Here is a 21,165-nt window from a genome sequence, read left to right on the forward strand (position 1 = left end):
TCCCAAGGAGCCGTTTCATGTCGCGTACCGTTGTTCTGGCCGCTGCCATCAGCCTTGCGCTGGCCGCCTGTTCTGGCAAGGAGTCCACTGCCCCCGTGACCGCCAATGCACCTGCGGAGGCCGCCAAGCCGGGCGATGCCTCCACCAACCCGTTCATGACTGTCAGCTCGCTGCCGTTCCAGGCGCCGGCCTTCGACAAGATCAAGGACAGCGATTACCTGCCGGCCTTCGAAGAGGGCATGCGCCAGCAGTTGGCGGAGATCAAGCAGATCACCGACAACACCCAGCCGGCCACCTTCGACAACACCTTGCTGCCGATGGAAAAATCCGGCGCCATCCTGGACCGCGTCAGCCGCGTGTTCTTCAGCGTGGTGCAGGCCGATACCAACCCGGAGCGGCAGAAGATCCAGGAAGACGTGGTGCCCAAGCTGGCCGCGCATGGCGATGCCATCCACCTGGATGCCAAGCTGTTCGCGCGCATCAAGAGCATCTATGACGGCCGCGCCGAAGCCGGCCTCGATCCCGAGCAGCTGCGTGTGGTCGAGGAAACCTACAAGGGCTTCGTCAAATCAGGCGCCGAGCTCAGCGATACCGACAAGGAAACGCTGAAGCAGTACAACGCCGAGGAAGCCACCCTCGCCAACGATTTCCACAACAAGCTGGTCGCGGCCACCGCCGCCGGTGCGGTGGTGATCGACGACAAGGCGCAGCTGGCTGGTCTGTCCGAGGGCGATATCGCTGCCGCTGAAGACGCTGCCAAGGGCCGCAAGCTGGACGGCAAGTGGGTGCTGAGCCTGCAGAACACCACCCAGCAGCCGGCTCTCGGCTCGCTGCAGGACCGCGACGTGCGCGCCAAGGTGCTGCAGGCCTCGGAAACCCGTACCGAGCACGGCGACGCGAACGACACCCGCAAGATCATCCAGCGCCTCGCCCAGCTGCGCGCGGCCAAGGCCAAGCTGCTCGGCTTCCCGAACTTCGCCGCCTACAACCTGACCGACCAGATGGCGCAGACGCCGGAGCACGCGCTCAAGCTGCTGACTGACACCGTGCCGGCGGCCACCGCCAAGGCACGTGGCGAGCTGGCTGAAATCCAGAAGGTCATTGATGCGCAGAAGGGTGGCTTCAAGGCCACCGCATCGGATTGGGACTTCTACGCCGAGCAGGTGCGCAAGGCCAAGTACGATCTGGACGAGTCGCAGATCAAGCCCTACTTCGAGATGGACAACGTGCTGCAGAACGGCGTCTTCTACGCCGCCAACCAGCTCTACGGCCTGACCTTCAAGGAGCGCAAGGATCTGCCGGTGTATCACCCGGACGTACGCGTATTTGAAGTCACCGACGCCAACGGCCAGCCGCTGGCGCTGTTCTACGCCGACTTCTTCAAGCGCGACAGCAAGTCCGGTGGCGCCTGGATGGACGTGTTCGTCGAGCAGGATGGCCTGACCGGCACCAAGCCGGTGGTCTACAACGTCAGCAACTTCACCAAGCCGGCCGCCGGCCAGCCCGCATTGCTGAGCTGGGACGACGTGACCACCATGTTCCACGAGTTCGGCCATGCACTGCACGGCATGTTCTCCAACACCAAGTACCCGAGCGTGGCCGGCACCGGCGTGCCGCGTGATTTCGTCGAGTTCCCGTCGCAGTTCAACGAGCACTGGGCCTCGGACCCGAAGGTGTTCGCCAACTACGCCAAGCACTACCAGACCAAGGCAGCGATGCCGCAGGAGCTGGTCGACAAGATCGCCAAGGCCAAGACCTTCAACCAGGGCTATATGACCACCGAGTACCTGTCGGCGGCGCTGCTGGATCTGGCCTGGCATACGCAGGGCGCTGACGCACCGCTGCAGGACGTGGACAAGTTCGAGGCCGATGCGCTGAAGCGCTACAAGGTGGACCTGGCCCAGGTGCCGCCGCGTTACCGCAGCAGCTACTTCGACCACATCTGGGGCGGCGGTTATTCGGCCGGTTATTACGCCTATTTCTGGGCGGAAATGATCGACCACGATGCCTTCGAGTGGTTCAAGGAGAACGGTGGCCTGACCCGTGAGAACGGCCAGGTGTTCCGCGACAAGATCCTGTCGATCGGCAATACGCGTGATCTGGCGACGGCCTACCGCGACTTCCGCGGCAAGGACCCGAGCGTCGAGCCGCTGCTGCACAACCGCGGCTTGAAGTAAGCGGCCTTGAATCAAGCGCTCGCACTTGTGAGCGTGTGAAACGACGAACGGCAGGGGAAACCCTGCCGTTCGTGTTTGCGCACGTGTTTTTGCGGCAAGCCGCAGCCCGCAGAATTTACTCGCAACGCACCTTGGTGATGACGTTGTTGGCATCGGTGTAGACGCGCAGGCGATCCTGGCGGATATCGCGGGAAACAATCGTGGTCGGGCTGATCGGATTGACCAAGCCTGCGCCACTCTCCTTTTTAAGGCGTCGCACGGTGGCTTCGTCATTGATCGTGCCTACCGCCCATTGCACCGATGCATCACTGCAGCGACCGAAATCGGGATCGTCGTTGGCAACTGGCGGTGCACTCAGGCAACCGCTCAGGGCGATGCTCAGCAGGCCGCCGACCAGCAAGGGGCGGAGGATGGCGGCGGTGCGATGCGGTGTGATTTGAGGCATGGGGCAGTTCCTCCGTTCGAATATGTGCCGAGCATAGCAGCGCGCAATTGTCTGATTGCTGATTTCCGGGACTGCCAACCAAGTCGCGATCGGACAATGAATGGCTGTTAGGATCATTCCGATTGCATCACTGACCTGATCCAGCCAAGGAAGCTACCCCCATGAAATCAGCCAAGCGATCCATCATTGCCGCCTGTGCCACCGTGCTGTTTGGTATGGCCGGCATGCAGCAGGCCGATGCCTGCACCCGTTTTGTCTATCACGGCGCCGGCAATGAAATCTTCACCGGCCGTTCGATGGACTACAAGATCGACACCGGCACCCATCTGTGGATGTTCCCGCGCGGCATGCAGCGCACCGGCGAGACCGGCCCGGATACGCTGAAGTGGACCTCGCGCTACGGCAGCGTCATTGCCAGTGCCTACGACATCTCCACCACCGACGGCATGAACGAAGCCGGCCTAGTCGCCAACCTGCTGTGGCTGGCCGAGTCCGAATACCCCGAGCGCAACAGCGGCAAGCCCGGCCTGAGCATCTCGGTGTGGACGCAGTACATGCTGGACAGCTTCGCCACCGTCGATGAAGCGGTGAAAGCGCTTAGCAGCGAGCCCTTCACCCTGGTCAGTGATGCCGCTCCTGGTGAGCAGCGCATGGCAACGCTGCATCTGTCCTTGTCTGATTCCACTGGCGACAGCGCCATCATCGAGTACATCAAGGGCAAGCAGGTCATCCACCACAGCCGCGACTACAAGGTGATGACCAACTCGCCGATCTTCGAAGAGCAGCTGGCGTTGGAAAGCTATTGGCGGCAGATCGGCGGCACGGTGATGTTGCCGGGCACCAACCGCGCCTCGGACCGCTTCGCGCGTGCAGCGTTTTACATCGACGCCATTCCCAAGTCGACCGACCCGGTGGAATCCACCGCCAGCGTGTTCGGCGTGATCCGCAATGTGTCGGTTCCGTACGGCATCACTACTCCGGACCAGCCGAATATTTCTTCGACCCGCTGGCGCACGGTGTCCGACCACTCGCGCATGCGTTACTACTTCGAATCTGCGCTGGCCACCAATGTGTTCTGGGTGGATCTGAAGAAGATCGATTTCAGTGCAGGCGGCGGCAAGGTGAAGCGTCTGGACCTTGGCAACCAGCAGCGCACCATCTACGCAGGTGAAGCCAACGCCCAGTTCAAGGACGCCAAGCCGTTCCGCTTCCTGGGCATCTAAGGCGAGCAATCGGCGTGCCTGCGCTGGCGGGCACGCACCATCTGGAGCTTCAATGAAAACCCGATTCACCCGCAAAAGCCTGTGCTTGCTGTTGGCAATGGGCGGCGTGCCGCTTGCGCACGCACAGAGCAATGACAACGACGACAGCTGGCGTTTCCAGGCCACGCCTTACGTGTGGATGAGCGGCATGGAAGGGCAGGTACGGCCGTTCCGCAGCGCGCCGATGGCCGATGTGCACAAGTCCTTCTCCGAACTGATGGACAACCTTGACGCCGCCGCCTTCATCACCGGCACCGCGCGCCGTGGCAACTTCGTGCTGCAGGCTGATTTCACCCACGCATCCACCTCTGATTCGACGCCGCTGCCGATGGGCTTTGCAGCTAACGTGAAAGTGAAGCAGACCTCGGCAACGGTGACAGCTGGCTATGCCTGGCTGGCGAATGAGCGCAGCGGTATCGACCTGTTGGCAGGTGTTCGTTACTGGGACATCAACGCCGCGGTGAACGTGCCGGGCTTGGTCTCGGCGCGTTCGGATTCCACCTTCGTCGATCCGATTGCCGGCGTGCGCTGGCGGCAGACGTTGAGTCCGCGCTGGAGCAGCATTGCCTATGTGGATGTAGGCGGTTTTGGTGTGGGTTCGGATTCGACCTGGCAGCTGTTGGCACTGGCCAACTACCAGGCGACGGACAACTTGTTCGTATCGATGGGCTACCGCCACCAGAGCCTGGATTACCGCGACAAGGGCAAGCGCCTCGACGTGTCCCTGTCCGGCCCAATGCTGGGTGTGACGTACCAGTTCGGTAAGAGGCTGTAGCTTTAGTCCCCTCCCTTTCGCGAAGCGAAGGGGAGGGCCAGGGAGGGGTGCTCTTCGCCGTAGCCCCAAAAGCCCAAAGCAAAACCCACCCCCTCCCAACCTCCCCCTTGGCTACGCCAAAAGGGAGGGGCAAAGCTTCGCCCCCTCCCTTTCGCGCAGCGAAGGGGAGGGCTGGGGAGGGGTAGCTTTTGACCGTGTAGAGCCGAGCCAAGCTCGGCTGGGGCCTCACCGGGAAAGCCTCTGCCGAGCTTGGCTCAGCTCTACAGCTTCGCCCCCTCCCTTTCGCACAACGAAGGGGAGGGCTGGGGAGGGGTAGCTTTTGACCGTATAGAGCCGAGCCATGCTCGGCTGGAGCCTCAGCGGGAAAGCCTCTGCCGAGCATGGCTCGGCACTACAGCTTCGCCCCCTCCCTTTCGCGCAGCGAAGGGGAGGGCCAGGGAGGGGGGCCTTTGACCGTGTAGAGCCGAGCCATGCTCGGCTGGAGCCTCACCGGGAAAGCCTCTGCCGAGCATGGCTCGGCACTACAGCTCGTTCGGATCCGCCTTCCAATACCCGGTTGCGCGTATCCATTCCTTCGGCACCTGCAGGTGCCCCTCCACAAACTTGCGCATCATCCGCGCACGCCGCGACTCAGTGGCAATCCAATAGTGCGTATCACCATCAGGCTGCTCGAAATCCACCAGCGCATCCTCCAGCAACGTACTGCTGGCCGCATCAAAACCATTGCGCTCAAACCACGACACAGTCACCTGCGCGGAACTCTCCAGCGGCTGCCGATCACCTTCTTCCGGGATCTCGATGAACACCTCGGCCACCGCAGCTTCCGGCAACTCTTCCAAACGCCGTGCAATCGCCGGCAATGCCGTCTCATCACCAATCAGCACATAGCAGTCGAAATCATCGGCCACCACATGCGAGCCACGCGGGCCGGCAACCACCAACTCGTCGCCAACCTTCGCATTCGCAGCCCAAAGGGTCGCAGGGCCATCGCCGTGCAGCACGAAGTCCAACACCAGCTCGCCAGCATCGGCATCGTAAAAGCGCGGTGTGTAATCGCGTGCCGGTGACGGCTGCTTGCCTTCCGGGTAGCGCGGACCCTGCTCGGTGAGTTCCGGCAATACAAATTCGCCTTCGGCATTGGCGAAGAACAGCTTCACGTGATCATCCGGCGAGCGGCTGTCAAAACCTTCCAGCGCATCGCCGCCTACAACAATGCGCTGCATGTTCGGGGTCAGGCGTTCCGTGTGCGTTACCTGCAGCTGGCGGAAACGCGGGGTCATGCGGATCAATTGGGTTTCATGCTGTGACATGGGGGTACCTGGGGTCAGTGTCGGCAAGGCCGGGGTGCCCTGGCTGGATCGGTCTGGCTGGATCGCTCTGGCTGGGTCGTTGTGAATAACGGTGATGCGGATCAATCTTGCTGCGATGTCTGCTGCACCAGCGCCGTGGCTTCTGCAATCAAACCAGCAATGCGCGCGACATCGGCGTCCTGCCAATCGCCTTTGCGCAACATCAACGAATGGGTGAACTGGTGCATGGCATCGCGCAGCGGCGCCGGCAGGCTTTCCCTGGCGATGACGCGCGAGTTGTGGCGTGCACGCATGCGTGCGGTTTCCACGTCCTCGGCGCGCAGCTTGAGCTGGGCCTGGCCAAGGTTGGTGATGCTGTAGCGCTTGCGCCCGCCGTCTTCCTCGGCGCTCACCCAGCGCTGCTTCTCGAAGTCGGCCAGCAGCGGATACACCGAGCCCGCGCTGGGCGTGTAGACGCGCACGAACATCTCGCTGATCTGCTGGATCAGCTCATAGCCATGACGCGGTTGCTCGCCGATCAGCGACAGCAACAACAGGCGCAGATCGCCACGGCCCAAGGGGCGCGGGGTGGGGGAGCGGCGGGGTTCTGGGCTGGTCATTGGAGTTTTCGATATATCGAATTTGCGCAAAACGATATATCGAAAACTCTCCCGGCGCAAATGGCGTCGCCTCCCATGGGACGGTGCAGACCAGCAGGGCTTGCATTTCTCGCCAGATGCTGCATTGCAGCATGACTTCGCTGTCACCACGCTGACCTCTGCCGATGGCAACTTCGCCCGGTGTTTAGCGCCATTAAGCGCATGCACAAGGGTGCGCAGCCTGTCCCCGGCTGTCCTTGCCGGTGCATGGCAGCTGTCGCCATTTGTCTTGCAGACACTGGCTCTTGGCACTCCATACGCATGCGTAGCCAGCTTGGAAAGGTACCGGGTGCGCTAAACTCTACGGCTCAAAATAACGAAAACCGCGCGCGTGCGTGCAGTAACTGGGAGCGCTAATGAACTGGTTGAACGAGATGCTTGATAACGACACGAATCCCCTGGAAACCCAGGAGTGGATCGAGTCGTTGAAGGCCGTTATCGATGTCGAGGGCCCCGAGCGCGCACATCAGTTGCTGGAAGGCATGGTTGAACTGACCCGTCGCTCGGGCGCGTTTCTGCCGTTCTCCCCCACCACCGAATACGTCAACACCATCGAGCCGCAGCTGGAAGCCAAGAGCCCCGGCAATGCGGAACTGGAATGGCGCATTCGTTCCATCATCCGTTGGAACGCGATGGCCACCGTCGTGCGCGCCAACCGCAAGCCGGGCGACCTGGGCGGCCACATCGCCTCGTTCGCATCGGGCGCAACGCTCTATGACGTGGGCTTCAACCACTTCTGGCGCGCGCCGAGTGACAACCATCCGGGCGACCTGCTGTTCATCCAGGGCCACAGCGCCCCGGGCATCTATGCGCGTTCCTACCTGGAAGGCCGCATCAGCGAGCAGCAGCTGGACAAGTTCCGCATGGAAGTGGACGGCGGCGGACTGTCGTCGTACCCGCACCCGTGGCTGATGCCGGATTACTGGCAGACCCCGACCGTGTCGATGGGCCTGGGCCCGCTGGCTGCCATCTACCAGGCGCAGTTCCTGCGTTACCTGGAAAACCGCGGCCTGATCGAGAAGAGCGACCGCAAGGTGTGGTGCTTCATCGGCGACGGCGAGTCGGACGAGCCGGAAACCCTGGGCGCGATCGCCCTGGCCGGCCGCGAAGGCCTGGACAACCTGATCTTCGTCGTCAACTGCAACCTGCAGCGCCTTGATGGCCCGGTGCGCGGCAACGGCAAGATCATCCAGGAACTGGAAGGCGTGTTCCGTGGCGGCGGCTGGAACGTGATCAAGCTGCTGTGGGGCGGTTACTGGGATGCCCTGCTGGCCAAGGACACCAATGGCGTCCTGAAGAAGCTGATGATGGAAACCGTCGACGGCGAATACCAGAACTGCAAGGCCTTCGGCGGCGCGTATACGCGCGAGCATTTCTTCGGCAAGTACCCGGAAACCGCAGCGATGGTTGCCGGCCTGTCCGACGACGACATCTGGCGCCTGAACCGTGGCGGCCACGACCCGCACAAGGTGTACGCCGCCTACCACCAGGCCGTGAACACCAAGGGCATGCCGACCGTGATCCTGGCCAAGACGGTCAAGGGCTACGGCATGGGCAGCGCTGGCGAAGCGCTCAACCCCACCCACCAGACCAAGAAGCTGGACGACGAATCGGTCCGCCATTTCCGCGACCGCTTCAACATCCCGGTCACCGACGAGCAGCTCAAGGACGGCCAGGTGCCGTTCTACCACCCGGGCCCGGATTCGCCGGAAGTGAAGTACCTGCAGGAGCGTCGCGCTGCGATGGGCGGCTACCTGCCGCAGCGTCGCCAGAAGGCCGACAAGTCCTTCATCGCACCGAAGCTGGAAACCTACGAGCGCCTGCTCAAGGAATCCGGCGAGCGCACCTATTCCACCACCATGGCCTTCGTGCAGACGCTGAACATCAGCCTGCGTGACAAGGAGCTGGGCCCGCGCCTGGTGCCGATCGTCGCCGACGAAGCGCGCACCTTCGGCATGGAAGGCCTGTTCCGCCAGATCGGCATCTACGCCCCGTACGGCCAGAAGTACAAGCCGGTCGACGCCGACCAGCTCATGTACTACCGCGAAGACCAGAGTGGCCAGGTGCTGCAGCAGGGCATCAGCGAGCCGGGTGCCATGTCCTCGTGGATGGCGGCCGGTACCAGCTACTCGGTCAGCAACGTGCCGATGCTGCCGTTCTACATCTACTACTCGATGTTCGGCTTCCAGCGCATTGGCGACATCGCCTGGCAGGCAGCGGACATGCGTACCCGCGGCTTCCTGCTCGGTGGCACCGCCGGCCGCACCACGCTGAACGGCGAAGGCCTGCAGCACGAAGATGGCTTCAGCCACATCGTCGCTGGCGGCATCCCGAACGTGCGCAGCTACGACCCGACCTTCGGTTTCGAAGTAACCGTCATCCTCCAGCACGGCACCAAGGCCATGATGGAAGACCAGATCGACGAGTACTACTACATCACCCTGATGAACGAGAACTACGCCCACCCGGCCATGCCGGCAGGCGCAGCCGAAGGCATCATCAAGGGCATGTACCTGCTCACCGACGCCGGCAAGCCGAAGAAGGGCGAGCTGCGCGTGCAGCTGCTGGGCAGCGGCACCATCCTGCGCGAAGCCATTGCAGCGGCCGAACTGCTGGACAAGGATTTCGGCGTCACCGCCGACATCTGGAGCTGCCCGAGCTTCAACGAACTGCGTCGCGATGGTTTCGACGTTGAGCGCTGGAACCGCCTGCACCCGGAAGCCGAACCGCGCAAGCCGTACGTCACCGAGCTGCTGGAAGGCCGCCAGGGTCCGGTCATCGCCGCAACCGACTACGTGCGCGCCTACACCGACCAGATCCGCGCCTTCGTGCCGGCCACCTACTCGATCCTGGGTACCGATGGCTTCGGCCGTTCGGATACTCGCGCCAACCTGCGTCGCTTCTTTGAGGTTGACCGGTATTACATCGCCCACGCGGCCATCGCGGCGCTTGCGAAGGATGGGAAGATGACTGCGAAGGATGTTGCCCGGGCGATCAAGCAGTATGGGATTGATCCGGAGAAGGCTAATCCTGTTGGGGTTTGATTTAATTTAATAGTAAGAAAGGGGCAGCTTGGACTGCCCCTTTTTTAAAGGGAGTGGTGAGGGGGCTATGGAGTACGCCGGACGCAGTAGTTTCAAAGTAACAGAAGTTTTTACACCAACAAGACCTGCGCGCGTTGCATTTGTTGAGCGAGAAGAGGTAAATGATCGCCTGGTTAACGCTCTTGGGACGCCCGGAAAACAGCTGGTTATTTATGGGCATTCGGGAATGGGGAAGACGACCCTTCTCGTAAATAAACTCCATCAGCTTTACGAGAAGCATATTACTTCTCGTTGTATGAGGGGGATGAAATTTGAGCAGCTTATTCTTGATGCCTTTGATCAGCTTGGACCTTTCTATTCCGCTGAGTCATCGGTTGTAAATAAGAGAGGGCTTGGAGTAGATCTCAAAGCTAGCTATGAGCTCATAAAGGTCGGTATTAGTACCACCAGATCTGTTGAGTCTGGCGAGAAGCAGGTGAGAATGCTTCCACCTCAGCTAACGGCGCAAATGCTCGCTAGGCTTTTGGGGGCTCAAAATGCTTGTTGGGTTATTGAGGACTTTCATAAAATTGAAAGTGGCGAAAAGGTGGCTCTTGCCCAAATGATGAAAGTGTTCATGGATATGTCCGATGAATACGAAATGCTGAAGATTATAGCGATTGGTGCCGTAGACACGGCCCGGCAGGTGGTTGATTACGATCCTGAAATGCGGAATCGGATCTCCGAGATTCACGTCCCGCTTATGGATGAGGCGGAGCGGTCGCGCATTATCGAGAAAGGAGAAGATGCTTTAAATATCAGGTTTGAGGGAGCGGTTAAACGTCAGGTTGTTAGGCACTCAAATGGGCTTCCCTCGGTGTGCCACCATCTATGTTTGAATATGTGTAATTCAGTGGGTCTGGTTGAGACGGTTCAGGGTGATGCCCAGGTCATTGATCAAACCCATTTTGAGAAAGCGCTTAAGACTTACATCGAAGAAGCGTCTGATAGTATTAAAAGCTCTTTCTCCAAAGCACTAAAGCCGAAAAAGAATGAGAAGTACAAGAATGCGCAGTTGGTCATCGAGGCATTAAGTGCTCTTGGCGAGAATGGTGCGGCTAGACTTGATATTCTCCGTAAAATAAGGGAGGGCGAGTCCACCTATCAAGATGCCAACCTAAAAAATGTGCTTACTAAACTACTCAAGGTCGAGAATGGTGCGCTTATTCGATTTGACTCTTCAGCTGGCCTCTATTCTTTCTCTGACCCTATCTACAGGGCCTATGCCTTAGCGACATACAAGCGGAGTGGTGCTGATTCTTTGATGGAGGTCGGTTTTGATGTTGAGGACATCAATCGTATTCTGATTCGCCTTTTCAATGACGCCACAGGGAAGAAGTTTGTGGTTAAGGCGCAGACCCGGAAAGTCGCAAGTTAGGAGCTTCGACTGTCAGTGGTTCAAGAAAGCAGGAGAAAACAGAGAAAACCGGGGGTCAGAGTGAACTGCCCCGGATTCCATGGATAAGGTAGTCAGGGGACACCCCCGACCTGTTGATATTGCTGCTCGGCCTGTAAAGGTGTGGTGTAGCCGAGGGCTGAATGGAGCCGGGCTCGGTTATAGAACAGTTCGATGTACTCGAAGACGGCGGTCCTTGCTGCTTCTCGACTTGGGAACGGACGGCCATCGTTGATTTCAAGCTTCATATTGGCTAAGAGGCTCTCGATCATTGAGTTGTCGTAGGGCATGCCTGAGAAGACAGGGGTCAGAGTCGAATTAATTTCTCTCTGGTCTTTGCCGTTAAAGCGATATAGGTGGGATCTTGTTTCGGCTGGATAGGGATTCTAGGTGCCAAGCACGGTAGCCCGAAAGCTAGCTGGGTCCAGTTTAAAGTTTGCGTCTACTGAGCCAGGAACAATAAACATTTGAGGCTTTTTGCGGAAGCTAAATACCCGGTAGAGGTGGAACTGATCAGCCATGTTCTTCGAGAAGTTGACTTCATTGGGGCTGATAAAAAACGGGGTTTCCGCGTCATAGGCCGTAGTCTTTACCTCAATATAACGCTCGCGGCCATCGACCTCGAAGGAGCGGATGTCATATCCCAGTCCATCTCCCTGGGTGTTAGAGATATGATCGATTCTGTCGACGTATCGTTTGGCACCGGCCGCATGCAGGCGGTGTACCTCGTACTCCATGACTAGTAGTTCGCCGGCATGGCCAAGTGAGCGGTTGCGTGATTCGCGCTCAAGGTAGTCGCGCTTTATAGCTTTGCCTTGTATCCAAGCAGCGTTCTGCTCACTTATTCTGTGCTTTGGTGCGGGAATGCCTTTTACAAAGCTGGCAAAGTCAACGAATATATTTGGTTCGACTGGTTTTTCTACGCTTGTGATAGTGGCCTCGTCCAGGACTTTGTCCTCTGCCAGCATGTCTGCAACAACGTCGATGAGCAGATGTTGAATGTTCGGAAGTGGCTTGTAGCCGCTAACGGTCTGTACTCCAAGACCATTCAATACCGCGCTTATGTTGCGAAATTTGTACTCGATCGACTTCGTGTTTCGGGCAGGGATTTTGCTGCAAAGCTCGCGTACAAGCTGTGCCTTAACAAAGTGCTGGCCAAGCTCCTGCATCCGCAGCATGCGGAAGTATGCTGTTGTAGTTTCAGCTACTTCCGCCGCTGTCCAAGGCTTGCCGGTCTCTGCTGCTTCGTCTGCCATGATGATTCCTGTTTGTGTGACAGAGAATAGGCGAAAGTTGGCCGTGAGTGCACTGAATAGCAAATATGTCTATCAGGATGCTCCTCGTTTGGCTGTTGGTTGCGTCCTTGCTGAATCGGCATATTCAGCATCTCAGCTTCTGCGACGAGAATGGTCGAGATTCGTCCCTTTGCTGAAGCTGAGGTTTGCTTTATGGGGCAGGGCGAGGTGCACGCCGTGTTGGAGTACATGTACCGGGACGCGGGGAACTGAAAGACGCATGGCTCAGTGTTGCTGCTAGGCACCAAACGGGGCCATGAAGCGACGATTCGATCCTGCTTGGATCCGGGAGATCTGTTCGTGCCAGAGCAAGTCTTGCTGCCAGGATTGCAGCGCCGCCATTGGGAGCATTACGCCGATGGACCGAGCGATCTGGATCACGCATTTCACGAGTTTTTGGCGCTGCGGGATGCTGAAGAGGGCGAGGTGCTATCCCTCCCGCATTCGGGGTCTGTGATCCAGCGCGTATCCCTGTTCGTGGCTGCTCAGGCCCGATGGGACGTGCGGTGCTCCCGCTATGTTCTTGAAGATTGCTCAGGTTGGGTTGGGTAAATATTGGCGACTACGTTGGACTAAGTGAGTTCTCCGCTAGAACACCGCTACTGCGGACTTGTGGAGAGCAGGACCTAAGCATTTCAGTGATAGAGATTTTACGTTATCGCTCTTTTCCAGCGACGATAGATAACACCGAAGCTGCTTGAGCCAAGTTGGTCATGCTAGAAAGATGGGAACTCGCCAAAACACTATTGATCGTAAGAGTTTCAGGCGGACAGGGTTACTTGAACGGTTATTGGATTCAAATCCCGACAAGCCGACGGATTTTGTACGATACCTGCCCATTGGTGGCGCTAACCTGCGCGTGCCAGAGTTCTTGCCCTTACGTCGCAAGCCCTAATCGCCAGCTTCCATTCCGGGGCGGCCCCAAAACCACTCCGCTCCAAATTCCAAAACACCCAATGATCGCCACCCTCCTAGTCGGCATGCTCTGCGTTTACCTGCTGAGCTTCAGCTTGATGTTCCAACTCATCAGTCGTCGCCTTCAGGACGAGAAGATGGGTATGGACGTCTTTGCGGCGGCCAATCTGATGCTGGGCGGGGCCTATGTGCTGCAGCTGCTGGAAGGGCCGCCGGGCTGGAGCTGGATCAGCATGGTCAACCACACGCTGACGCTGTGCTCCTTGCTGGCGTACTGCGTGGGCGGGGCGCGTTTCTTTGGTCTCGCTACGCCGTTGGCCAGGCCACTGTTGTACTTGGCGGTCGGTTACAGCCTCCTGCAGATTCTGGTGAACTGGGCGGTGGGCCCGGTGGCGCGCTATGCGTTGCTGGCAGGTACCTGTGCTGTCTGGTTCATCTGCATGGTGGCGATGCTGCTGTACGGCGTGCGTAGCTTCGCCAAGGACTTACGCGGTGAGGTGCTGCTTTTTGCCGGTTTGATCAGCGGCATATGCGTGTTGAACGTCATCAAGCTCAGCAAGCTGCTGTCCGGCGGCTTTGTGGCGCTGAGCATGGATGGCCAGTTCTCGATGATCTTCTATGTCTACATGTGCTCGCTGGCGACCATCCTGCCGCCGTCGATCGTCTGGCTGGTGCTCCGCAGGCTGACCGACAAGTTGCGGTTCATGGCGGCGCGCGATCCGCTGACTAAGCTGCTCAACCGTCGCGGCCTGGGCACGGAGCTGAGTTCCTGCTTTCGACGCCCCGGCACTTCGGCGCGCTTGCTGCTGGTCGATGTGGACCACTTCAAGAACATCAACGATACCTACGGTCATCAAGTAGGCGATGCCGTGCTGTGCGGCGTCGCTGATGCCTTGCGTGCCTCGGTGCGCAAGGGCGACCTGGTCTGCAGGCTGGGCGGCGAGGAATTTGCCGCGATCTGCATTGGCGCCGACGACGCGCCGGCCCTGCGTGTGGCCGAGCGTGTGCGTAGCAGCATCGAGCAGGCGGTGATGGTGCAGGGCGCACGTTACGAAGGGCTGCGCTGCACGGTGACCATTGGCGTCTCGGACAGCTTTGCCAGCGCGGAAGGTTTGAGCCAGGCCATGCAGCAGGCTGATGCGGCGCTGTATCGAGGCAAGAACACTGGCCGCAATCGTGTGGAGCAGAATCAGGGTCATGCTTGGGTCAACGCAACGCTGGATACGGTTCACTAACAGCCTGCTTCGGAGCCGGATTGCTCGCACTCCTGGGCAATGCAGAATCAAGCAGTGGCAGCTCAACTTAGGGGAAGATGGCATGCGATTCGGGGTTGTACCTGCATTGAACCGGCTATCGTCTGCGGGGCGAGTTGCCGTGCGTTCGGTACTCGCGTGGCGTCCCATCCGCTTGCTGTATTCGCGTTGCAGCCCGACAAACTCAGGTCCGGTTGAAGCGTTGCTGCGTCCGTATCGCCACTGGATGGGCGGGACGGCGATGCTCCTGCTGCTGGTGTATGTGCCGCCAGCGACAGCCGCCGCACCGGGGGAAGTTCTACCCGTCCGCGTCCTCATCAGTTACCAGCACATGGGCTGGGGAACGATCGAGGAAAGCTTCGTGCTTGAGCGGCTTGCTGGGAGGCAGGACTACACCTTGCAGAGCAGCTACCAGGACCGCAATGGTGGTCGCAGGAGCGTGCGCCGTGATGTTGATGTCGCTACGGTAGCGGCCTTGGTTGACGCGGTTCGCGAGCTGGCCTGGGATCGAGGCCGCGGGATTCGGGGCGTGGCCGCGCACTATCGTCGCGGCCAGTTGATCCCTAGCGGAGACTGGGAAAGCTTTCTGTCGAACGGCTGCAGCGAAGCAACGCAGCGCTTGCTGGCTGCTCAGTACGTCAAGAGCAAGGGCGTGTCGGCGCTGGTGGCTGACCTGTATGGCAACGGCATCAGTTGTACCGATGACTATCCGTTCGCAATCATTCAATTGATCTGGGCCGACGGGCGGCGCCAGGTGCTGCACTCGGAATCACAGAAGGCACTGATGCTTCCGTGGCGCGTGGGCGAACCCGTGAATGGAAGTGATACGGCGCCGGAAAACTGGTCGATTCCCGTCAGTGAGCGTTTGAGAGCATTGTTGCCGGCCAATAGCTTCTTGTATGCGCGCCTTGATGGCGTGGAAGCGATGGCCCGGAAAATCGGCTATCGGGTGCAACACACTGTAGGGGTGAAATGCAGTGCAGACCTCGCAAAGCGTGAGGCTGCGAAATAGGGCGCAGGGTTTGAGATACGGGGGTCAAACCGGGAGCCGGGCGCAGCCCGCGGTTTTGACATATGCTCCGCCTACCAGCGGGGGCTGGATAACCAAGGAAGGGGGGGCGGTATGCGGGTCTGGTTGGCGCTTGTGCTGTGTGTTGTATCGGTGGGAATACGGGCCGCCGACACCATCGATATCACGCCGTTCGTGCAGCAGGATGTCTACGAGTGGGTGAAGATCTCGCCTGACGGCAAGCACTTTGCGGTGACCAAGCCGCTGGAAGACCGCACCGCGTTGCTGATCCTGCGGCGCGAGGACAATGCGTTCACTGCCAAGATCATGGGTGGGCCGGATTCGGTGGTCGATGACTTCTGGTGGGCCAACGACGAGCGGGTGGTGGTTTCGCTATCGAGCAAGCAGGGCTCACGTGATGAGCCGGTAGCGATCGGCGAACTGTATGCGGTGAACGTGGACGGCAAGTACAGCATGTTACTGGCCAGCCCTTACGGCGTGCGCACCCAACCCGGGCTGGTCACGGAAATGCGAAATACCTTCGAGCAGTCTGTGTACATGCTCGATCCGCTGGCCGGCGATCCGCGCAACGTGCTGGTGTCGGCGGTGCCGGTGACGAGCGATCCTGTCGTTCGTATCGAGAAGCTCGATATCTACAGCCGCAACCGCGTACGTATCGCCGAGGTGCCGGTACAACGCGCCAGCTTTGTGTCCGATCAGGCCGGCGAGGTGCGCTTCGCGGTGGGTTCCAAGGCCGACAACATCTCCAAACTGTTCTACCGCGAGGCGCGTGGGCAGGACTGGCGTTTGATCAACGACGCCGGCAGCAGCGGCCAGCGTCGTTTCCCGCTGGGCTTCAGTGCAGATGGCAAGCTCGCCTACCTGCAGGTCGAGCATGCCAGTGGGCCGGACAGCATCGTGTCCTGGGACCCGGCCAGCGGGCAGGAAGTGACACTGCTGCGTGACCCGCTGGTCGATCCGTATCAGATTCTCTATGACATGGACGGCAAGACGCCTATCGGCGCTTCGTTCATGAACGAACGCATCAGCAACCGCTTCTTTGATGATGCTGCGCGCACGCCGCGTTTTTACCGTAGTCTGGAAAAGGTGTTCGGCACCGACGCGGTGCGCATGACCTCGGCCACCAGCGATGGTCGCTATGTGCTGTTGTTTGTATGGAGTGACCGCAACAACGGTGACTACTTCCTGTTCGACACGCAGGAGCGCAAGGCTGATCGCATGTTCAGCCGCCGCGAATGGTTTGAGCCGCAGCAGGTGCCGCCATCACGCTACGTCAGCTTCCGTGCACGTGATGGCATGCAGTTGCATGGCTATCTGACCGAGCCGCTGCAGCCGGCGAGTGGACCGCGGCCGATGGTGCTGCTGCCGCACGGCGGCCCGTTCACCGTATTCGACCAATGGCAATTCGATGACGACGCCCAGCTGTTGGCGGCTGCAGGCTACGCGGTACTGCGGGTCAATTACCGTGGCTCGGGCAACTACGGCCGTGCCTATACCGAAGCAGGTAGCCGCGAATGGGGCGGGCGCATGCAGGACGACCTTGCCGATGCCACGCGCTGGGCAATCGCAGAAGGGGTGGCTGACCGTGAGCGTATCTGCATCTACGGCGCAAGTTACGGCGGCTATGCCGCCTTGATGGGCGCGGCGCGCGACCCCGACCTTTACCGCTGCGCCGCCGGCTATGTAGGTGTCTATGACCTTGAACTGATGCATCGCAATGCCTCAAATCGCAGCAGTTCAGGCCGCACCTGGGCCAGCGACTGGATGGGCGACCGCGCCGACCTTGGGGCGCGATCGCCGGTGAATCTGGCCGACCGTATCAAGGCACCGGTGTTCCTTGCCGCAGGCGGCAAGGATGAGCGCGCACCCATCGAGCACAGCAAACGCATGGAGCGTGCGCTGAAGAAAGCCGGTGTACCAGTAGAAACCCTGTACTACCCAAACGAAGGCCACGGCTTCTATACCGAGCCGCACCGACGCGAGTACTACGCGCGGCTGCTGTCCTTCCTTGGGCAGCACCTGGGCGGGGCGACGGCGGCGAAGTAAGGGCGAGGACGGACTCTGCAACAGTGGAGAAGATGGACTGAGGTTGGCTGCTGAGGTCGGTGATGATCGCCGATGCGCCTATTGCCGCGGGCATCCGAGTTTGCATCGCAACCGGTGACGAGAGCAACGCCAGTGAGTTGGTACATAGGCTTCCCGTGCTATTGAGAGGCTTGGCTTGCTGGCGCAACTGATCCGGGGTGTATGGGCGCTGGCGGTGAAGTGGGTGCTGGCCGCGCTGAGGCTGCTGGGGGTTTGTCTGACCGGTGCTGGCATCGGATGGTCGATTTTCTCGCACGAAGTTGTTCTGATCGAGGTGGCGCTTTCCTGCGAAGGGAGTTTCTGTAATCTTCGCGACCGGGACAGTGCTAGCCGTCCCGGCCTTTGCGACCGATTTCGAGAGGGGCTACCGTACTGCGCAGCGGATGGTCCGGCCATCCCAGGTGCACAACAAGCGATTTCGGTCCCTGGTTTCGCCGGTGATGGGGATGCCGTAGCGACGAGCAGAATCGATCCACCGCCCTAGGTTGCGGTTGCCCTGACTGCCCTCGCCGAAGTAGTAATCTCCTACGTAGCCAGGAGCGGTGACGGGGGTGGAGATGGTTGTGTCGGGGAATTTGTTACCTTCGCTGTCTCTGCTTTCTCCCTCTACGTACTTTGCTTCGGTGACGTTGTCGGTTGTGACCTTGTAGACTGTTTGCGATCCATCCCGCCATTTGACAACCACGATTATCGCGCCGGCGCCGTGCTTCGCCCCCCAGGAAAGTGCGAGCTCCTGTACAGAGAATGCTACCGAGTTCCAGGCGGCGCTGCCTGTGTCTGCACCTGCAAGACCTGCAGCCAGATACTGTCCGAATTTTGCTTTTGATGTTGCTGAAAGAACGATATCGCTGGCGCTGAAGTCTTTGTAAGCATTCGGGAATGTGAAGCCAGTTGGATTGGAGTACTGCGGGTTGTCGGGATGCACGGTGACGGTGAGCCCACCCTTGCTCTTGTCGGACTTCGGGATGGCAGCTGCACCGTTCTTTGCTCGGTTTCGATCATGGTTGGCAGGTGCTGTCGGCTGTGCTGATGAAGATTCCAAGGAGGCGGAATCCATCACCCGATAGAACGCTGCCGATATCTGTGATGGTATGGCCGTGCGCATGGCTCGCCAGCGCTTCAGTTCTCTGTCGTATTCAACCTCGTAGGCTGTCAGCTCAGCACTTTCGAAATCTACAACGACGGTGAGTCCGTTGCCATTTGATATGGCTGCGTTTGAAGTCGATGGACAGCGGTTGCATTCAACAACTCCGCCGGCGATAGCCGGTAGCGAGATCGGGGCCAGTAGAAGCGCGAGGATTGTGGTTATGAGGATATGTGGCTTGCTTTTCATCGCTTTCCCAGATTGAGCAGCTTGTGCTGCAAGGAAGTTTTAGGCCAGATCCTCTGCAGATTCTGTCGGTATTGCGGTTCCGGAATGCGGCTGTTTCGCTAAGGCAATGCTGGGAATAGGCGCGATTTTGCTTCAGGGGATGGTCGCGGCGGGAAGCTGGTTTTTCCTTGCTGCTACAGATGCCCTTTACGGCGTTGTCTCCAGCACGTTACCTGCTGGCATCATTCACATATGAACCTTACCCTCGATCATCTCCGTCGCTACGCCGTCGCCCGTTCACTCTTCAAGCCAACAAGCTTGATGCGGGCGATCGGCAAACTGGGCTTTGTCCAGGCCGATCCGATCCGCGCCCCGGCGCGGGCGCAGGATCTGACCTTGCGGCATAGGGTTGTGGGTTATCGGGCCGGTGACCTGGAACGGCGCTATCCGCGGCTACCGTTGGAAGAGGACTTCTTCGTCAACTATGGCTTCCTGCCGCGAGCGCATCATGCGCTGATGCATCCGCGGCAGGCGCGGATGGAATGGACGCCTGCGCGTTGGAAACAGGCGCAGGCGGTGCAGGCCTTCATAGCCGAGCGTGGAGCGGTACACCCGCGTGAGGTGGATGCACATTTCGCGCACGGCAAGACCACCAATTGGTTCGGTGGCTCGTCCAACGCCAGTACCCAGCTTCTCGATGGAATGCACTATCGCGGACTGTTACGGGTGGCGCGACGCGATGGCGGTACGCGCGTGTATGCGGCACGCGAAGCGACTCCGCCGGTGCACAAGAGTGATATCGATGCGCGCATGGATGTGCTTATCGATCTGATTGTCGGCAAGTACGCGCCGCTGCCGGATGCCAGCCTCGGTCAGTTGGTGGCCTATCTGGGCAATGGCGTTCCGCAGTGGAAAGACGCGCGCAAGGCTGCGCTGGTGCGTGCGCGGCAACGTTTGCAGCGGGCGCGGGTGGATGGCGTTGATTGGGTTTGGCCGGCTGATGAGCGCGCGGAAAGCCGCCGCTGGAAGCCGGATGCACAAGTGCGGCTGCTGACGCCGTTCGACCCGGTGGTATGGGACCGTCGCCGCTTCGAGCTGTTTTGGGGCTGGGCGTATCGCTTCGAGGCGTACACACCTGCGCCCAAGCGCAAGCTGGGTTACTACGCTTTGCCGCTGCTGTGGGGTGATCGGGTGATTGGCTGGGGCAATCTGTCGGTTGCTGGCGGGGCGTTGAACGCCGAGTTGCACTACGTCGCAGGGCGAACTCCGCGGGACGTTGCTTTTGTCCAAGAGTTGGATGCGGAGTTGGCGCGCATGCGGGTGTTTCTTGGAGTGGAGTAGTGAGTTGAATTTTCTGGTGGTTGCGGTGCCGTCCTTGCGTATGCACGGCCTTTGGAGCTGAAACGGTCTCATCTCCAAGATGTTCACAGTTTCGCTGTGGTTGTTGTCAGCTGATCCGGGTGCCGGGTCGGTATCGCCAGTTTTTTCCTGGCGGTATTCCAGCTTGGCGGTGCGGCCGAGTTGAACCATGGCTACTGCATCCGTCATGCTGCAGCGCAGTTCTACTGCTCCGCCCATAGGATCAAACGCGTGTCGCCAACTACTGCCGCAGCAGCTCGCAATAGTGCCTTGCATATGGCTGTGGCCTTCATCGCCATGGGCAGCTGGGCTACCTTCGCCAACCTGGCGCATCCGATGCCGCGGCCGTTGATTGCGGGAGTAGTGCAGGGCACGTTGTCGGCGCTGATCACTTTGTTCCTGAAGCGCATGATCGAGGCGCTGTCGGCCCGCTTGCCGGGTCGGTCTGGCTATTGGGTGCCGCCGTTGCTTGCTGTCATTGCTTCGTTGAGCCTGCTCAGCAGTATCCATTGGGTGGCTGGTACGCCGGAGATTCTGCGTACGATTGTGGTGCCGTTGTCGGTGACTGCCATCTATGCGACCACGTATAACCTCGCGCTGCGGCGTGCGTTGGTGGCGGGAATCTAGGAGCGGCTTTGGCCGCGAAGCCGTTGCTGTGCCAGGTAGCGAAGAGCCTACCCCTCCCCAACCCTCCCCTTCGCTGCGCGAAAGGGAGGGAGCTGTAGTGGGGGGGGGGGGGGGGGGGGGGGGGGGGGGGGGGGGGGGGGGGGGGGGGGGGGGGGGGGGGGGGGGGGGGGGGGGGGGGGGGGGGGGGGGGGGGGGGGGGGGGG

General features: G+C 60.0%; 16 protein-coding genes. 10 read left to right on the plus strand and 6 right to left on the minus strand.

The window, feature by feature from the left end; translation table 11 throughout:
- Positions 1 to 17 precede the first annotated feature (17 nt).
- A complete protein-coding gene (dcp, locus tag ACVOLZ_RS09190; RefSeq protein ID WP_481515884.1) occupies positions 18 to 2,177 on the plus strand; it encodes a peptidyl-dipeptidase Dcp in 2,160 nt (719 codons plus the stop codon).
- A 115-nt stretch (positions 2,178 to 2,292) separates the two neighbouring features.
- Here the strand turns inward: dcp and ACVOLZ_RS09195 are convergent, their stop codons facing one another.
- Entirely contained in the window at positions 2,293 to 2,622 is a 330-nt protein-coding gene (locus tag ACVOLZ_RS09195; RefSeq protein WP_481515885.1) for a hypothetical protein, read from the minus strand.
- Between the two features lie 215 nt (positions 2,623 to 2,837).
- On the opposite strand from ACVOLZ_RS09195, the gene ACVOLZ_RS09200 reads away from it, so the two are divergent.
- The gene (locus tag ACVOLZ_RS09200; RefSeq protein WP_481515901.1) at positions 2,838 to 3,845 is read left to right on the plus strand and encodes a linear amide C-N hydrolase; all 1,008 of its coding nucleotides are present in this window, start codon (positions 2,838 to 2,840) and stop codon (positions 3,843 to 3,845) included.
- A 52-nt stretch (positions 3,846 to 3,897) separates the two neighbouring features.
- Positions 3,898 to 4,659 (plus strand): porin family protein, encoded by a 762-nt coding sequence (locus ACVOLZ_RS09205; RefSeq protein ID WP_481515886.1) that lies wholly within the window; start codon positions 3,898 to 3,900, stop codon positions 4,657 to 4,659.
- 521 nt (positions 4,660 to 5,180) lie between these two features.
- On the opposite strand, the gene ACVOLZ_RS09210 is transcribed toward ACVOLZ_RS09205, so the two are convergent.
- Positions 5,181 to 5,969, minus strand: a complete 789-nt coding sequence (locus tag ACVOLZ_RS09210) for a siderophore-interacting protein (RefSeq protein ID WP_481515887.1) — start codon at positions 5,967 to 5,969, stop codon at positions 5,181 to 5,183.
- Between the two features lie 101 nt (positions 5,970 to 6,070).
- On the minus strand, positions 6,071 to 6,568 hold the full coding sequence (locus ACVOLZ_RS09215) for a PadR family transcriptional regulator (protein ID WP_481515888.1): 498 nt from the start codon (positions 6,566 to 6,568) through the stop codon (positions 6,071 to 6,073).
- A gap of 395 nt (positions 6,569 to 6,963) precedes the next feature.
- On the opposite strand from ACVOLZ_RS09215, the gene aceE reads away from it, so the two are divergent.
- A complete protein-coding gene (gene aceE, locus ACVOLZ_RS09220) occupies positions 6,964 to 9,651 on the plus strand; it encodes a pyruvate dehydrogenase (acetyl-transferring), homodimeric type (protein WP_481515889.1) in 2,688 nt (895 codons plus the stop codon).
- A gap of 67 nt (positions 9,652 to 9,718) precedes the next feature.
- On the plus strand, positions 9,719 to 11,068 hold the full coding sequence (locus tag ACVOLZ_RS09225; protein WP_481515890.1) for an ATP-binding protein: 1,350 nt from the start codon (positions 9,719 to 9,721) through the stop codon (positions 11,066 to 11,068).
- A gap of 92 nt (positions 11,069 to 11,160) precedes the next feature.
- On the opposite strand, the gene ACVOLZ_RS09230 is transcribed toward ACVOLZ_RS09225, so the two are convergent.
- On the minus strand, positions 11,161 to 11,376 hold the full coding sequence (locus ACVOLZ_RS09230; protein ID WP_481515891.1) for an integrase core domain-containing protein: 216 nt from the start codon (positions 11,374 to 11,376) through the stop codon (positions 11,161 to 11,163).
- Between the two features lie 96 nt (positions 11,377 to 11,472).
- Positions 11,473 to 12,342 carry a protein NO VEIN domain-containing protein gene (locus tag ACVOLZ_RS09235; protein ID WP_481515892.1) on the minus strand — a complete coding sequence of 290 codons (870 nt, stop codon included), beginning with the start codon at positions 12,340 to 12,342 and terminating at the stop codon, positions 11,473 to 11,475.
- Positions 12,343 to 13,337: 995 nt separating this feature from the next.
- Between ACVOLZ_RS09235 and ACVOLZ_RS09240 the strand changes: the two genes are divergently transcribed.
- From ACVOLZ_RS09240 to ACVOLZ_RS09250, 3 genes are all read left to right on the plus strand, one after another.
- Entirely contained in the window at positions 13,338 to 14,531 is a 1,194-nt protein-coding gene (locus ACVOLZ_RS09240; protein ID WP_481515893.1) for a GGDEF domain-containing protein, read from the plus strand.
- Between the two features lie 259 nt (positions 14,532 to 14,790).
- Positions 14,791 to 15,561 carry a hypothetical protein gene (locus ACVOLZ_RS09245; RefSeq protein ID WP_481515894.1) on the plus strand — a complete coding sequence of 257 codons (771 nt, stop codon included), beginning with the start codon at positions 14,791 to 14,793 and terminating at the stop codon, positions 15,559 to 15,561.
- Between the two features lie 111 nt (positions 15,562 to 15,672).
- Complete coding sequence (locus tag ACVOLZ_RS09250; protein ID WP_481515895.1) at positions 15,673 to 17,625, plus strand: alpha/beta hydrolase family protein; 1,953 nt, start codon at positions 15,673 to 15,675, stop codon at positions 17,623 to 17,625.
- A 403-nt stretch (positions 17,626 to 18,028) separates the two neighbouring features.
- On the opposite strand, the gene ACVOLZ_RS09255 is transcribed toward ACVOLZ_RS09250, so the two are convergent.
- Positions 18,029 to 18,997 (minus strand): hypothetical protein, encoded by a 969-nt coding sequence (locus ACVOLZ_RS09255; protein WP_481515896.1) that lies wholly within the window; start codon positions 18,995 to 18,997, stop codon positions 18,029 to 18,031.
- 231 nt (positions 18,998 to 19,228) lie between these two features.
- Here ACVOLZ_RS09255 and ACVOLZ_RS09260 point away from each other — a divergent pair, with 231 nt between their 5' ends.
- On the plus strand, positions 19,229 to 20,317 hold the full coding sequence (locus tag ACVOLZ_RS09260; protein ID WP_481515897.1) for a DNA glycosylase AlkZ-like family protein: 1,089 nt from the start codon (positions 19,229 to 19,231) through the stop codon (positions 20,315 to 20,317).
- Between the two features lie 249 nt (positions 20,318 to 20,566).
- A complete protein-coding gene (locus ACVOLZ_RS09265; protein WP_481515898.1) occupies positions 20,567 to 20,962 on the plus strand; it encodes a hypothetical protein in 396 nt (131 codons plus the stop codon).
- Positions 20,963 to 21,165 lie beyond the last annotated feature (203 nt).

The sequence above is a fragment of the Stenotrophomonas sp. STEN020 genome, assembly GCF_056760195.1.

Bases quoted from the DNA above. Each gene is read 5' to 3' on its own strand.
- ACVOLZ_RS09200 (WP_481515901.1), top strand. From the start codon at position 2,838: ATGGCCGGCATGCAGCAGGCCGATGCCTGCACCCGTTTTGTCTATCAC.
- ACVOLZ_RS09255 (WP_481515896.1), bottom strand. From the start codon at position 18,997: ATGAAAAGCAAGCCACATATCCTCATAACCACAATCCTCGCGCTTCTA.
- ACVOLZ_RS09240 (WP_481515893.1), top strand. From the start codon at position 13,338: ATGATCGCCACCCTCCTAGTCGGCATGCTCTGCGTTTACCTGCTGAGC.
- ACVOLZ_RS09215 (WP_481515888.1), bottom strand. From the start codon at position 6,568: ATGACCAGCCCAGAACCCCGCCGCTCCCCCACCCCGCGCCCCTTGGGC.
- dcp (WP_481515884.1), top strand. From the start codon at position 18: ATGTCGCGTACCGTTGTTCTGGCCGCTGCCATCAGCCTTGCGCTGGCC.
- aceE (WP_481515889.1), top strand. From the start codon at position 6,964: ATGAACTGGTTGAACGAGATGCTTGATAACGACACGAATCCCCTGGAA.
- ACVOLZ_RS09210 (WP_481515887.1), bottom strand. From the start codon at position 5,969: ATGTCACAGCATGAAACCCAATTGATCCGCATGACCCCGCGTTTCCGC.
- ACVOLZ_RS09225 (WP_481515890.1), top strand. From the start codon at position 9,719: ATGGAGTACGCCGGACGCAGTAGTTTCAAAGTAACAGAAGTTTTTACA.
- ACVOLZ_RS09230 (WP_481515891.1), bottom strand. From the start codon at position 11,376: ATGCCCTACGACAACTCAATGATCGAGAGCCTCTTAGCCAATATGAAG.
- ACVOLZ_RS09235 (WP_481515892.1), bottom strand. From the start codon at position 12,342: ATGGCAGACGAAGCAGCAGAGACCGGCAAGCCTTGGACAGCGGCGGAA.
- ACVOLZ_RS09245 (WP_481515894.1), top strand. From the start codon at position 14,791: ATGCTCCTGCTGCTGGTGTATGTGCCGCCAGCGACAGCCGCCGCACCG.
- ACVOLZ_RS09195 (WP_481515885.1), bottom strand. From the start codon at position 2,622: ATGCCTCAAATCACACCGCATCGCACCGCCGCCATCCTCCGCCCCTTG.
- ACVOLZ_RS09260 (WP_481515897.1), top strand. From the start codon at position 19,229: ATGAACCTTACCCTCGATCATCTCCGTCGCTACGCCGTCGCCCGTTCA.
- ACVOLZ_RS09205 (WP_481515886.1), top strand. From the start codon at position 3,898: ATGAAAACCCGATTCACCCGCAAAAGCCTGTGCTTGCTGTTGGCAATG.
- ACVOLZ_RS09250 (WP_481515895.1), top strand. From the start codon at position 15,673: ATGCGGGTCTGGTTGGCGCTTGTGCTGTGTGTTGTATCGGTGGGAATA.